This is a genomic window from Alteromonas sp. AWJ4_199 (assembly GCF_056159165.1).
On sequence record NZ_JBSWUR010000002.1, the window covers coordinates 384,694 to 398,590 of the forward strand.

A 13,897-nucleotide genomic window follows, 5' to 3' on the forward strand; every position below is an offset into this window, starting at 1 on the left:
GTTATCGCGACTCCTTTGCAAAATCGGCAATAATATCGCTAATAAACGCGATGCGTTCTTTAGCTGTTTCGGTCTTTTTCACCAAACGCAGTTTTTGGCTACCTTCAAACTTAAAGGTATTGGGTTTGGTTTGTACCAAGCTAATAATAAAGCCCGGATCGACCTTAGTGTTTTCTTTGAACTCTATGGTACCGCCTTGGGCCGACAAGTCTACTTTTAGAATGCCTAACTCTTGGGCTTTTAGTTTAATTTCAGCTACTTCTATCAAGTTTTTAGCTGGTTCTGGTAAAAGACCGAAACGGTCAATGCACTCTACCTGGAACTCATCAATATCGTCTTGGTTAGTACAGCTTGCCAAACGCTTGTATAGCGATAGGCGGGTGTTGACGTCGGCAATATAGTCTTCAGGCAATAGAGCAGGAATACGTAATTCTACCTCAGTGTGCCCTGATGTTGCATCGTCTAACGACGGCTCACGACCATCTTTAAGGGCGTTAACCGCTTTATCGAGCATATCCATGTAAAGGCTGAAACCAATACTGGCGATTTGCCCTGATTGGTCGTCACCTAAAAGCTCACCAGCCCCACGAATTTCCAAGTCGTGGGTAGCAAGGGCGAAACCTGCACCTAAATCTTCAAGTTGAGATATGGCTTCTAAGCGTTTCACTGCATCTTTGGTCATTCGCTTTGGATGCGGTGTTAACAGGTAAGCGTAGGCTTGGTGATGGGAACGACCCACACGACCACGAAGCTGGTGAAGCTGTGCTAAACCTAAATGGTCGGCCCTGTCCATAATAATGGTGTTTGCACTTGGTACGTCGATACCTGTTTCAATGATAGTGGTACAAACAAGCACGTTGTAGCGCTGGTGGTAGAAGTCGCTCATTACGCCTTCTAGTTCGCGCTCGCGCATTTGACCGTGCCCCATTGCAATACGTGCCTCGGGAACAATTTCGGCAATCTCTTCCACCGTTCGTGCAATACTTTCCACTTCATTATGAAGGAAGTAAACCTGACCACCACGTAGAATTTCACGCATGATGGCTTCGCGAATAACGGCTTTATTACGCTGCTGCACAAAGGTTTTAATTGATAAACGACGGGCCGGCGCTGTAGCGATGATAGACAAGTCGCGCATGCCAGATAACGCCATGTTCAGCGTACGAGGAATAGGCGTAGCGGTAAGGGTTAGAATATCGACATCGGCACGTAAAGATTTTAGCTTCTCTTTTTGACGCACACCAAAGCGGTGTTCTTCGTCGATGATCACAAGGCCTAAGTCTTTGTACTTAATATCGCTAGATAGCAACTTATGCGTGCCTACCACGATATCGACTTTACCTTCGCCAATACGCTCCACCACAGACTTTTGCGCTTTACCGCTGACAAAGCGGCTCATTACTTCAATTTCAAACGGCCAAGCGGCGAAGCGGTCTTTGAAGTTCTCGTAATGTTGCTGAGCCAGTAGGGTAGTAGGCACTAATATAGCTACCTGTTTACCTGCATTTGCGGCAAGGAATGCGGCTCGCATGGCAACCTCGGTTTTACCGAAGCCTACGTCGCCGCATACTAAGCGATCCATAGCTGATGGGCTTCCCATGTCGTGCATAACCGCAGCGATAGCTTGCGCCTGGTCGGGAGTTTCTTCAAAGGGGAAGCTGTCTGAGAATGCTTGGTAGTCGTCCCAGTTTATATTGTAAGAGAAACCGGGTTTAGCAGCGCGGCGGGCGTATACATCTAAAAGCTCAGCGGCTACGTCACGGACTTTTTCAGCCGCTTTTTGCTTGGCTTTTGTCCAGGCGTCAGAACCTAAAGCGCTGACTGGTGCGCTGTCTGCATCTCCGCCGGTGTAGCGCGAAATTAAGTGGAGTGACGCAACGGGTACGTACAATTTTGATTGTTTGGCGTACTCAATACACAAGTATTCGGTTGCAACACCGCCTGCATCTAGCGTTTGCAAGCCTAGGTAACGGCCCACGCCGTGGTCTAAATGCACTACAGGTTGGCCGATAGAAAGTTCGGCCAAGTTGCGAATTATGGCGCTTTCGTCTGTGGCGGTGCGCTTATCACGTAAACGGCGCTGGCTTACTTTTTGACCTAGTAACTCGGTTTCCGTAATAAATAACAGCTCGCCTTCCTGGGTTTGCCAGCGGAAGCTGTTATCAACCATACCTACCGTAATACCAATAGTTTCGTGGCTTGCGATGAAGTCGCTAAAGCTATCAACAATTGTTGGTTTTATGCCAGCTTTGGCTAGTACGGTTAGCAAGCCCTCTCGGCGACCTTGGGTTTCAGCACAAAACAGTACTTTAGCCCCGTTGTCAGTAGCCTGATTTACGGTTTTAATAAGTCGTTCAGCAGGTACTTTTTTCTGCGAGTTAATCGCAATGTCATTAAGTTTTTCGCACTGAAGGTTGGTAGAACCGTGTTTTTCTTCAAGTACCTTGCTGGAAAGCGACGCACGAGGCCATTGCTTAATAGCACCGAATAGCTCGTTAATGGGTAAGAACAGTTCGTCTGGTGCAAGTAACGGACGAGCTAAGTTATAACGATACTGCTCGTAACGTTCTTGCACATCGGCCCAGAAGAACTCGCCGGCGTCTTGCACATCACCGTGAAGCAACAGCAGACTTTTTGGGTGAAGGTAATCGAACAAAGTCGCGGTTTGTTTGAAAAATAAAGGCAAGTAATATTCAACACCACTTGGCATGGTGCCTTTGCTTACTTGCGAAAAGACGCTTTCAGAGGCGTTGTTAGCGTCGAATTTTTCTAAAAACTGTTGGCGAAAAAGGGTTATCGCTTCTTTATCAGTTGGGAATTCGCGAGCGGGAAGCAGGCGAATTTTATTCACCGCTTCGCCAGATCGCTGGGTTTCTGTATCGAAATAGCGAATAGAGTCGATTTCATCGTCGAATAAATCTATTCGAAACGGCTGGTCGCTACCCATTGGGAATAGGTCGATAATACTGCCGCGTACCGAGAATTCGCTATGGCTCATTACCTGGCTAACGTGAAGATAGCCAGCTTGTTCTAAGTTGCGTCTGAATTGATCTCTGTCTAAGGTGTCGCCTTTATTTAGCATCAGTAGGTACTTTGCTAAATAGTCGGTAGGCGCAAGGCGCTGCATTAGCGTGTTAACAGGAACAATAAAAACGCCTTCGACTTGTTGGGTAAAGCGAAACAGGGTTTCTAATCTTTGCGAAACAATGTCTTGGTGAGGTGAAAAGGAATCGTATGGCAGCGTTTCCCAGTCTGGAAACAGGGTAATGGGCGTATTTTTTTGATTATCGCTTAAGAAAAATGCGATTTCTTTTTCAAGCTTCATTGCCGATGGCGTATCGGCGGTAATCAATACAATAGGGCCTTTGTATTGGTTTAGCGTTTGGCTAATACATAACGCGGCGCTGCTGCCTTGCAGTTGGCCCCATTGTTTGTGATCTTGTGATGAGGCTTCTTTTTTAGGCGCAGGTAATGGAAGCGATAATAAAGTGGCTGTCATGACGTCCTGTTTTTTAAATGCAAGATGAGTTTTACGGCTTATATACTGTTGTTAGGGGCTATTCAGATCCCGCTTTTTTTTCTTTCGCCCGTTTTCTTAGTTGCTGTGTTTGAATATGCAAACTGGCGCGAACTAAAAGCTCTTGGTCTTGCTCTCGAATGGTATTAAAAATAAAGGCGATATGGTAACTATCTTCAACTTGCTCGCAAGTAATTACTTCACCAAAACAAAAAATTGCTGCGGCTTCGGCGTCAAGAAAAAGCTTTAGCTCTGCTCTAGTACCTACGTTCAGCGCGTCAGACGATTCAATAATTACACCACCACCACCGAGTTTTATCGTTTTGAAACGGTATTCGGGCTCATCTTGTTGATGCAATACATACGACATCATTAGGTCAATTTTTCGCGACTGATGATTTAGGTATTCCGCCAAGGTTTCGGCGTGATCACCTAAGTTTCTTAAAGGGCGAATTGCCTGCGCTTCTAACGCGGCCATTTCGCTGGCAATGCGAAATGCATAGGGCATCGAGTCTTCAAGGTTGTCCTCATCAGGTACTTTTTCATTGTCACCTAACGGGCGCACATTGGCATTTATGCTGTGCGCAATAGAAAAATACTCATCGAATTGGGCTTTTTTTTGTTCTAGGCTAAGTTCGCTCACATCATTCCTCTGCCACTATTTCTTGTGCCGCTAGTAACTTATAAGTAGTATACCGGTCACATGTAGTATACCCACTTTACTATTTTGGGGTTAACCCGTCATCTCGCCTTTGGGCTACTTATCTGAATTATTTATTCACTAAGCATAGCTAAATGTAAGGCAGATTACCGTATTACTGAAAAGCAAGGCGCTATGTTTTATCCTCTTTCTGCATTCATTGCTTATCGTTATGCCAAGTCTAACAAAGCAAGCCAAACCAGTTTTGTCTCATTTATCAACCGATTTTCAGTGGCCGGCATCGCGCTAGGGCTAATGGCGCTTATTATCGTAGTATCCGTAATGAATGGCCTAGAAGGGCAGTTAAAACAGCGCATATTAGGGATAGTCCCCCACATTGAAATTACAAAGACACCCATAGCAAGCAGCAGCCTTAGCAAGACACCCACCCAAAAAGAAGTTGCAAAGACACCCACCCAAAATGAAATTAGCATGACACCCATCGAAGGCGTTGTTGCCAGTATGGACTACAGAGAAGCTGAAGCCGTAGTGCAGTCACGCTCAGACTTGCGCGGCGTGCAGGTTCACGGTGTTCAGCCAGATGTGATGCTTGAGCACACCTTAGTTGCAAACCATATGGAGCAAGGTCGATTCAGTGACCTTGCTAAAGGTAGTTTCGCCGCCATCATTGGGCGTTCACTGGCTATAAAGCTTGATGCGCGTGTAGGCGACCGGCTGCGAGTTATGGTTGCAGGTGCCAGTGTTTATACTCCGTTTGGTAGAATGCCAAGTCAGAGGCTTGTGACTGTAGTGGGTGTCTTCGATATGGGCTCGCAAATGGATGACAAGGTGATGTACATGAACCTTGATGATGTGAATCGCTTAATGAGAGACCCCAAAGGCAATAAACAATCATTGCGTCTCTTTCTGAATGATGCGTTCAATTACCAAGCGGTGGTTAATGAGTTAACAGATAGGGTGGGTGTCTCTGCAAATAATATTAGAACGTGGCGGGAGCGCCAGGGGCCGCTGTTTGATGCTGTAAAAATGGAAAAGAACATGATGACACTCATGTTGTTACTTATTATCGCTGTAGCTGCATTTAACATAGTGTCTGCATTGGTAATGGTAGTAACCGAAAAGCAGGGCGATATTGCGGTACTTCAAACTCAAGGTATGTTGCCGAGTACGGTAATGTGGATTTTTGTTTTGAATGGCTTATTTAATGGTATTAAAGGCGCAGGTATCGGGCTTATCTTGGGTGTCTTTATAACGCTTCAGCTAAATAATATTCTGGATGCAATAGGTTCACCGTTGGCGCTAGCGGCTGACGGAAGAGGACTGCCCATTGAAATGGACGTAGTGCAAATTATCAGCATTACTTTGCTGTCGTTATTGTTGTGCGTTTTAGCCAGCGTTTATCCTGCACGCAAAGCGATGAAAATTGCACCGTCTCAGGCTCTTCAAAACGAATAAATAGTTGAATTTACCGTGCAAAAGACCGCGAAATTCACTATACTCGCGGTCTTTTAAAATTTGCTCAGTGAGACGTCATGAACAAGAATTTTATCACCTCGCAATCGCTTCTACAGGATTCCTTTCGCTTAGCGGCAAAGGTGTATGAAGACGGCTTCCGCCCTGACTTTATTATTGGTATTTGGCGTGGTGGTGCTCCAATTGGTATCGCAGTTCAAGAATTCTTTGAATTTAAAGATACGTCGACCGACCATATCGCGGTACGTACTTCGTCTTACTATGGAATCAATAAACAGTCGAAAGAAATCCGTGTGCACGGATTACATTACTTGGTCGAAAATGCCAACGCTGATGATAAGTTATTGATTGTTGATGATGTTTTTGACTCAGGCCGAAGTGTTGACGCGCTTATCAAGCAAATTAACAAGCTTATGCGCTTGAACATGCCAAAAGATATTCGCATTGCGTGCCCTTGGTATAAGCCTCAAAACAACACTACTGATATCGTGCCAGATTACTACGTAAACGAAAGTGATGAATGGCTAGTGTTTCCTCACGAAATTGCAGGTCTGTCAGAAGAAGAGATCCGTGAAGGAAAGGGCGAGTTAGCTGACGTTATGGACATTTTATTCCAGAAGTAACAGCCATATAGCTTTAATAGCGATTACAAATCGCTATCGAACGTATCTAAACCGCACGATTGTGCGGTTTTTTTATTGGCCAAATTCGTTGGAAACGAGAGCGTAAACGTAGTACCCACGTTAACCTCGCTATCTACGGCAATAGTGCCGCCCATGGCCTCAACGATAGAAAAAGAAATATAAAGTCCTAAACCCGTTCCTTTACCTGTAGGCTTAGTGGTGTAAAACGGCTCGAAAAGTTTTTGCAGAGCGTGTTTTTCTATACCACAACCCGTATCTTTGATGGTGATAACAGTATGGTTATCTTCTTCAAAAGAAGAAATGGTTAGCTTGTCTCCATCATCCATCGCTTGCGCAGCATTGACAAAAAGGTTCACCAACACCTGATTTAACTTTCCGGTTTTACCTTTAATTAGCGGGACTTCTGTTAAGTGCTGTTGTATTTTGATGCGGTGTTTTAATTCGCTATTTACTAACCTTAAGGCATGCCCAATACAGTCATTTACATTAATAGTTTCATCATCAGGGATGTCGGCATCATGAGAAAAGGAACGAAGGCTGGTGATTATGTCAGTGACTCTTTTTAAGCCTTCTTCAGATTCCCCACAAATATCTGCAATTTCATCACTTAGTGAATCTAACTTATTGTGCGATTGCCATAGGATTGCTTTTTGCGCTATTTCTAACCTTTCTTTATCGCTAGCACTTGATGCCAACTGCAGCACTATGTCCTGCATCTGAGATAAAGCAGGCAATACGTTTCTTAAAAAGTGAATGTTACTGTTGATAAACGCTATTGGGTTATTTATTTCGTGGGCCACACCTGCTGCCAATAACCCTAGAGAAGCCATTTTTTCAGAATCGATAAGGCTTTTTTCTACTTTGGCTTTTTCTTCTTTCAGCCTGACTGTTTCCAGCGTCATTAATTTTGCCTGCATACCCATTGCCATTTGCTCGGTAAAGGTACGGTATCTATTGGCCATATCTACGTATTCCTGGGTGTAGTAACCCAGAGATTGATGGCAAAAAACAATAACGGCCTGTTGCTGATGTACTTTAAATGGGCAGTAGAGCACCGATGTGACAGGAGATTCAAATAAGGCTAGGTGCTGTTGCCAAGTAGGTTGTTGTTGAATATTAAATAATGCAACGGGTTCACTTTTGACTGCGCGAGAAAGGGTGTCGTCTATCTTCCAAACCGTATCATATAAAGCATCATGCGTGCTATTTATACACCTCATTTTGCCCGCACTTTCGTTTTGAAGAACAAAGCATACTTCGTAGTTGTAAAGCCCCTTAAAAACGCTAAACATCTTCTTATAAAGATCTGTTTCATCCTCAGCAGTAAGCAGCACCCGCGTGCCCTCTAGCAAGACATCGCTTTCTTTTTTATGGGCCTCAGCTTGTTGCTTCAAACGGTAAACAAGGGCTAGATCTTCTAAAACATTTTCGTAATCTTTATTCATCGAGAAAACACTACCGCTGATATCATAAGGTTACCGTGTCTGTTTTTGCCGTCTAAAAAGCGCCCCTGTTCGCCAAACGTAAATGGGCCACAAATAGGTAGCGATAGAAACGTTTTTTGTAACGAGTTCAACATCGCATTTATCTCATCACCAACCATTAACCGGCATCCGGCGCAATAAATCATCAATACGCCAACGGGCGTTTTGTTTTCCGGAAGCAGCATTATTGCATTATTGATAACACGCTCTGCACGAGAGGTGAGGCTTGTAATATTGCCTTCCATTAAAACCAGCTCTTCGCCTTCTTGTACTTCGGAAAAAACATGAAGGGTCCCATCGTCGTCTACCGAGTCGGGATGGCAGAGAAGATAGTTTACTGCACCATTGTCCAACGCAACTGGCTTACCCAAAGGCGCTTTTGAAGTAAGACCTAATATTTGCCCGCCGTTAAGCTGTTGTGCAATCAAGCCATTAGTCGCATTATTGTAGATAGTGCTGGCTTTACCATTATCGAGTTGGTGAAGTTGTCGGCCTTTGGCAGTAGTGGCTTTAAACACAGTCTCAGTAGGTTTGTAACCAGAGCTATAGCTTAAACCCAAAGGTGTTGAAGGGTATAGAACTGCTACGGCAACGGTTTGAGGCCCTGAGGAAGTCGTTGTTACTGTGCACCAATTGCCTGAAACAGTATTATCTGCCATTGAGCCCCCGAAGATAGGAACCTTTGTTCCTACAACGCTGGCAAAACCTTCGAGTATGCTTTCTTCATTGCCAGGGGGAAGCGAGCACCAGATAAGGGCTGGGCTTTCGTATGGCCTCTCTGCGTTTGCTAATGCTTTCTGCAAGGAAGTTGCTCCCGCTTTAAATGGGTCGCACTCAGTTATATCCTCGCTGCCTACACCGTATGCCCCGTTCTCATCGTTAATGCAGAACAAGGCTAAATCACAGTTGGGGGAGGCTACGTTGTTATCGCAAAGCAACGCGCCTAAGCAAGAACTAGAGATGAAAAATGGTAGCGCTGTATCGGTTATAGTTCTTGTAAATGTATCTAATGATAAATCGGCATTGCCGTAACCGATGAGTAGTGAAGGCCTTTCATCGGCTAAAATACTCTCTAGTTGCGATGTTACGCTTGCAGTACCATCGCACTGTAATGCAAATGTCTGAATTTTCATTTAGCTCTACCACTCGACTTCACTCTTTAATCATAGATTGAAATTAGAAAAAGCTTATTAACTTTTAGTTTAATAAGTGAAGTGATTTGAAGAGGTAAAGGGTTTAATTGTCGAGGTAAAATTTGTCGTGGAAGGTATACACCCAAGTTGGCTGGTAAATAACGAGTAGGGTAATAGCCATTCCGTTTAGAAGAGCTTCTGGAAACACCAATAGCGGAATGAGTAAAATATAGTTATCGAAAACGATGTCCCAAGTATACGTACCTTCAAAATAATAGAAGGCGCCTAGCGATAAGGTTTTAAGAGCGATTGATAGTGCGGCAGGAAAAAATGCACACACAAAGATATATACAAACAGTTGTCTGGGGATACGGTGGAAAGACAACATGTAGAAAAGGTAAGTTGTTCCAATTGGTAAAATAGTTCCAAGCAGACCATTCACACCGAAATTTTCCCACGTGCCGTAACCTATTAAGTTTGCCCCCAAAAGCGCGATAAACGAGGCAATAATTGCATTTCTAAAGCCCAACATAAGGGTTAGGACAGAAAGGCCTAGAAAATGAACATCTAAGCCTTCAAAAATCCCCGCTTTAAACAACCAGAGCACAAATAGAGAGGCAGCAGTGCCGAATATAAGGTGTTGCTGCTGTTTGTTGCGAGCAAAGTGAGTAAAGTCGATGTGCTTAACCGCGCCTAACAAAAACGCGCCATAGATTAGCAATGCCAACAACTGTAATGAACTCACTAGTACTCCTTATCTGGGGCTACTTTATACGCTAACGGCCAACTACTTTTTATATTCAGCCCAAATTGGGGCGTGATCGGACGGCTTTTCAATGCCTCTTAATTCATAATCAATGCCAGCATCGTGCAGACGTGAATGCAAAGTTTTTGTAGCCAGTATCAGGTCTATGCGAAGGCCGCGGTTGTCGTTAAAACCTTTTGAGCGATAGTCGAACCACGAAAACTTGTCATTAGTTTCAGGATTGAGAGTTCTAAAGCTATCCTCAAAACCCCAATCGATAAGTGTGTTCAACCACTCACGCTCTTCCGGTAAGAAGCTACACTTGCCTGTTCTCAACCAGCGCTTTTTGTTTTCTTCACCAATGCCAATATCTAAATCTGTATGGGAGATGTTTACATCGCCCATCACTATAACGTTCTCATCTGGCGTGTGGTTCTCGTTCAAATACGTCATTAAATCTTTATAAAACTTGCGCTTAGCAGGGTATTTTGTTTCGTGCTTTTCGTTCTCACCTTGTGGAAAGTAGCCGTTGAGGATAGTTACCGGTTCGCCAGATTCATCAGTGGTTTTCAAGATGATCATTCTACGCTGGGCATCATCCTCGTCGGTAGGAAACCCCTTCTCTACAGAAAGGGGTTCTTTCTTTGCTAAAAACGCTACGCCGTAGTGACTTTTCTGCCCGTGGAAATAAACGTGATAGCCCATGGCTTCAACGGCTTCTAATGGAAACTGTTCGTTGTGGACCTTAATTTCTTGCAAACCAATAATGTCAGGTTGGTGAGCGTCTATAACCGCTTGTAGTTGATGCAAGCGGGCGCGTATACCGTTTATATTAAATGAGATTACTTTCATGTTTATGTTTTTTGTTGTTTCAACGTTGCGTTAAGTCTATCAGAAACTAAGCAAGCGCTTAACGAAGAACTGCCGTTATATTAATGCATCCAGTCGATTGGATGGATTAAGTTTATTTATAGCTATGAAGCTTGCGTGCCGCCCGGTGATGCCGGTGGGTGTGATTGAAACTAATTACCGCGCGATATTTACTTATTGCGGAAGTAGTCTTTGTATTTAAAAGCGCTATGCTAGCTAGCTCCAGCAGCCTGACTTATGCTGTTGTGCATTTCAGCATCAGCTAATGAAATCAAATATTCAAACCATGCATTCGCATCTTTTACTGCATCTGCAACAAAGCTTTCACTTTCTAAATCGAGTTCAGGGAGTAACTTTTCGACTTCTTGTTTGAATGACACCCATGCTTTCGCACACCCAGCCATTGCTTGGTAATAGTTTGTAGGTATGTCGCGCTCCATGGCATTTAACCTACGAACAATAATATTCGCTCCCATCGATGAGCCTAACCATACGTATATAGCTGAAATAGCTTGGCTGGTGGGCGAGCTGCTGAATGGCATAGATGGTCTGTTGTGGTGGGTGTCTTTGTTAAGTGAATCTTTGGTAAGCGCAACAATGTCTTGATTTAGCGCATCTTGAATTACGCCACTGTTTATCATCGAAGCCACTGTTTCAAGGGCAGGAACTTTGAATTCAGCTTGCTGAACAGCGTTTGCCGCTACTTGGTGGAACTTACTCATGATCTTTAAAATAGCGAGGTATGCCTTTTCATCGAACAAACTGTCTTTGTGATAGATAGAAAATGGGAAGGTGTTTTCCAAAATATCGTGGTTTGCATGGGTGTCTTGCTTAAGAGCAGTGAAAAGGTTGCGCATGGTATAAGTGTCTTGGCGTTGTTGCTGAGTAGTCATTATCGATTGGGCTTTACTTTAGCATGGGTGTCTCTGTAACCGGTAGTGAATTGAAGAAAAGCTAAATAATTTCAAATGAGCTTGGTTGATTGTTGGTTTGGGTGGGTGTCTTTGTAAGGATGGTTATGCTGCTTTTAGCATGGGTGTCTTTGTAAGGATGGTTATGCTGCCTTTAGCGTGGGTGTCTTTGTAAGAGAGGTTTTGGTGACTATTGCATTGCGCCTTTTGCTGGTGCGGGTATACTTGCCACAAATTTTGAGATAGGTGAATAAGCGTGTTTCCAGAAACAATTGCAGACAAGTTGAACGATGCGGTCATTGAGCAGGCAATGAAGCTAAGTGCTGAAGAACGACAAGAACTTGTTGTTAGCTATATAGCGAAAGCAAAAGAAATATGGATGATACAGGGCAGTGAAGGCTTTGTTATGTTCGAAGGCGGCGAGAGTGTTCAATTACCCGTATTCCCACATCGCGACTTGGCGCAAAAGTTCGTAGAAATAAATGAAATAGAAGGCCAATGCGTAAGCGTTGAATTGGCTGAATTTACAGAAACTTGGTTGCCTGGTCTCACAAAAAATGGTGTGGAACTGGTTATGTTTCCAACAACAAGCGACGTTGAAAACTTAGTTATGACCGCAGAAGATTTAGCTGCCGAACTAAACGGCAACTGAACTGGGCTTATAGCAGATGAATTCGGATGAAACTTTGCTTCCTTTAGCTTCATCGCTTGCCGCTTCGAAAGGGTGGGATGATTTCACTCGCACACTTATGTTAGCGGGTAAATCTTTAACGCCACTCCCTTTAGACGAACGTACTTCAGACACAGCAGTTGAAGGGTGTGAGAGCCCTGTGTGGATGGCATATTCAACGGAACAAGGCGGCATAATGGCGTACTCACCAAGTAAGGTGATTCGGGGTGTACTTGCAGTATTACTTGAAAAAGCCAATACCTTGTCCGAAGCGCAGCGTGAAAGTTTTGACTTCGAAAGTTACTTGTCTCGCTGCCAGTTAGAGCGTTATCTAAGCCAGTCGCGAGGCAACGGAATAAAGTCGGTGATAACAAAGTTGAAGTGCGTATAGGCGCTTCTTTCTCGCCCCTCTACTTGTTTTTTGCTTCAATCCACTGACTCATATATTTACTTGCTGCAAGCGTTTGATGCCACAACAAACTTTGCATAAACAAAGCATCTCTATGTTTATCTAGCCCTTGTTTTAACTCACTTATTCTTTCAATAAACGGCACTTCTGGCTGCTGCTGTTTAAATACGTTTAGCAAGCTAACTGCGTGATTATTGGCTAAACTCCATATCTTCTCATCTTCATACAGCGCTACAGCCTTTTCAACGTAGTCTTGAATAACGGCCGCATTAGAAGTATCGGCACCGCATAGAGCACCAGGCCATTGTGCCGATTGCAGATTTTTAACCTCGTGTTCGACTTTGGCGCTCATCTCGCTATTTACATCAACGCTATCTTCAATAATACCTTCTGCGCCAATCCAGGTCGTGATACTAGGCGTACCGCAGCGCATTGCATCCAGCAATTTTCCTTTTATCCCCGCGCCGAATCGCAAGGGAGCAATAAGAGCTTTAGCATTCATCATTACAGACTCAACATCGTTGGCCCAGCCCTTTACTAAGAAGCCTTGTTTCTCGTTGTGAAGTTGCGTTGCTTTCTTAGGTGGGTAAGCGCCGTAAATATGCAATTCAGCATGAGGCAATGCTTTTTTGATTGAAGGCCACAGATGCTGCTTTAACTGCAAAACAGCGTCCCAATTTGGCGCATGGCGAAAGTTACCAATATGGATAAAATGCGAGCGTTGCTCAAAAGATGGGGTATGGCTAATAGAACGGCCAACTATAAGAGGATGATACTGAAGTTGCGCTGAAGGTACACCGTAGTGTTCAGTCAATAAGGCCATTTCTTTTTTTGAAATAACCAAGGTTAGATCGCTTCGAATAATCGAGGCAATTTCTCTTTGGGCCAGTTCGCTATGTAGATGCGCTAGTTTTGCATCGCCATGCTTTTTTACCGCTTCATGTCGCGCTTGGCGAAGGCTATGTAAATCTTCAGTATTAAGCACTCTTAGCGCATTCGGGCAAACTTCTTTTACTCGCCAGGAAAACTGTTCTTCGGTCATGTAGCGATCAAAAATAACCACGTCTGGAGCTATGTCTGCAATAAGAGTGTTAAATGAACTGCAGTTTAGCGCCACAGGCTGAACATTTACCCCCATGGCTAGAAGATCGGCTTTGTGCTCGCTATCGGTGGCGGCTGTTAAAAAAGTCACGTTGAAGTTAGCGGCTAAGCAACGCTCAATAATAGAGAGCATGTTCTGCCCCGCTGCTGAGGAATTAGGCTCGGGCCATACATAGCCGACTACAACAACATTTAACATGGTACGAATTACAACTCTTATTTAAATTGTGCCTGAACTGCACGGTTATTTTGCGGCAGATGCTATCACAAAACTGCGCA

Annotated in this window: 12 protein-coding genes; 4 read left to right on the forward strand and 8 right to left on the reverse strand. The window is 44.1% G+C overall.

Annotated features, from left to right (window positions below):
* Position 1: 1 nt before the first annotated feature.
* Both mfd and ACXAER_RS16625 read right to left on the reverse strand, forming a co-directional pair.
* A complete protein-coding gene (gene mfd / locus ACXAER_RS16620) occupies positions 2–3,499 on the reverse strand; it encodes a transcription-repair coupling factor (protein WP_474831178.1) in 3,498 nt (1,165 codons plus the stop codon).
* Between the two features lie 58 nt (positions 3,500–3,557).
* Positions 3,558–4,160 (reverse strand): PilZ domain-containing protein, encoded by a 603-nt coding sequence (locus ACXAER_RS16625; RefSeq protein WP_474831179.1) that lies wholly within the window; start codon positions 4,158–4,160, stop codon positions 3,558–3,560.
* A gap of 192 nt (positions 4,161–4,352) precedes the next feature.
* Between ACXAER_RS16625 and ACXAER_RS16630 the strand changes: the two genes are divergently transcribed.
* Together ACXAER_RS16630 and ACXAER_RS16635 are read left to right on the forward strand one after the other, a co-directional pair.
* Positions 4,353–5,633 carry a lipoprotein-releasing ABC transporter permease subunit gene (locus tag ACXAER_RS16630; protein WP_474831180.1) on the forward strand — a complete coding sequence of 427 codons (1,281 nt, stop codon included), beginning with the start codon at positions 4,353–4,355 and terminating at the stop codon, positions 5,631–5,633.
* Between the two features lie 77 nt (positions 5,634–5,710).
* Positions 5,711–6,274, forward strand: a complete 564-nt coding sequence (locus tag ACXAER_RS16635) for a phosphoribosyltransferase (protein WP_118489551.1) — start codon at positions 5,711–5,713, stop codon at positions 6,272–6,274.
* A 23-nt stretch (positions 6,275–6,297) separates the two neighbouring features.
* On the opposite strand, the gene ACXAER_RS16640 is transcribed toward ACXAER_RS16635, so the two are convergent.
* The 5 genes from ACXAER_RS16640 to ACXAER_RS16660 all read right to left on the reverse strand — a co-directional run bounded on the left by ACXAER_RS16640 (position 6,298) and on the right by ACXAER_RS16660 (position 11,420).
* Complete coding sequence (locus tag ACXAER_RS16640; protein WP_474831181.1) at positions 6,298–7,740, reverse strand: ATP-binding protein; 1,443 nt, start codon at positions 7,738–7,740, stop codon at positions 6,298–6,300.
* Complete coding sequence (locus tag ACXAER_RS16645; protein WP_474831182.1) at positions 7,737–8,912, reverse strand: FIST signal transduction protein; 1,176 nt, start codon at positions 8,910–8,912, stop codon at positions 7,737–7,739. The genes ACXAER_RS16640 and ACXAER_RS16645 overlap by 4 nt, the downstream gene beginning before the upstream one ends.
* 103 nt (positions 8,913–9,015) lie before the next feature.
* Positions 9,016–9,657, reverse strand: coding sequence for an energy-coupling factor ABC transporter permease (locus tag ACXAER_RS16650; protein WP_474831184.1), 642 nt, complete (start codon positions 9,655–9,657; stop codon positions 9,016–9,018).
* A gap of 42 nt (positions 9,658–9,699) precedes the next feature.
* On the reverse strand, positions 9,700–10,509 hold the full coding sequence (gene xthA / locus ACXAER_RS16655) for an exodeoxyribonuclease III (protein WP_474831186.1): 810 nt from the start codon (positions 10,507–10,509) through the stop codon (positions 9,700–9,702).
* Between the two features lie 230 nt (positions 10,510–10,739).
* The gene (locus ACXAER_RS16660) at positions 10,740–11,420 is read right to left on the reverse strand and encodes a heme oxygenase-like domain-containing protein (protein WP_474831188.1); all 681 of its coding nucleotides are present in this window, start codon (positions 11,418–11,420) and stop codon (positions 10,740–10,742) included.
* Positions 11,421–11,694: 274 nt separating this feature from the next.
* Here ACXAER_RS16660 and ACXAER_RS16665 point away from each other — a divergent pair, with 274 nt between their 5' ends.
* Positions 11,695–12,090 (forward strand): DUF2750 domain-containing protein, encoded by a 396-nt coding sequence (locus ACXAER_RS16665; protein WP_474831190.1) that lies wholly within the window; start codon positions 11,695–11,697, stop codon positions 12,088–12,090.
* Positions 12,091–12,106: 16 nt separating this feature from the next.
* Positions 12,107–12,499 (forward strand): SufE family protein, encoded by a 393-nt coding sequence (locus ACXAER_RS16670; RefSeq protein WP_474831192.1) that lies wholly within the window; start codon positions 12,107–12,109, stop codon positions 12,497–12,499.
* 19 nt (positions 12,500–12,518) lie between these two features.
* Here ACXAER_RS16670 and ACXAER_RS16675 read toward each other — a convergent pair whose 3' ends face one another.
* Entirely contained in the window at positions 12,519–13,817 is a 1,299-nt protein-coding gene (locus ACXAER_RS16675) for a glycosyltransferase (RefSeq protein ID WP_474831194.1), read from the reverse strand.
* Between the last annotated feature and the right edge of the window lie 80 nt (positions 13,818–13,897).

Bases quoted from the DNA above. Each gene is read 5' to 3' on its own strand.
- mfd (WP_474831178.1), bottom strand. From the start codon at position 3,499: ATGACAGCCACTTTATTATCGCTTCCATTACCTGCGCCTAAAAAAGAA.
- ACXAER_RS16630 (WP_474831180.1), top strand. From the start codon at position 4,353: ATGTTTTATCCTCTTTCTGCATTCATTGCTTATCGTTATGCCAAGTCT.
- ACXAER_RS16635 (WP_118489551.1), top strand. From the start codon at position 5,711: ATGAACAAGAATTTTATCACCTCGCAATCGCTTCTACAGGATTCCTTT.
- ACXAER_RS16640 (WP_474831181.1), bottom strand. From the start codon at position 7,740: ATGAATAAAGATTACGAAAATGTTTTAGAAGATCTAGCCCTTGTTTAC.
- ACXAER_RS16645 (WP_474831182.1), bottom strand. From the start codon at position 8,912: ATGAAAATTCAGACATTTGCATTACAGTGCGATGGTACTGCAAGCGTA.
- xthA (WP_474831186.1), bottom strand. From the start codon at position 10,509: ATGAAAGTAATCTCATTTAATATAAACGGTATACGCGCCCGCTTGCAT.
- ACXAER_RS16660 (WP_474831188.1), bottom strand. From the start codon at position 11,420: ATGACTACTCAGCAACAACGCCAAGACACTTATACCATGCGCAACCTT.
- ACXAER_RS16670 (WP_474831192.1), top strand. From the start codon at position 12,107: ATGAATTCGGATGAAACTTTGCTTCCTTTAGCTTCATCGCTTGCCGCT.
- ACXAER_RS16675 (WP_474831194.1), bottom strand. From the start codon at position 13,817: ATGTTAAATGTTGTTGTAGTCGGCTATGTATGGCCCGAGCCTAATTCC.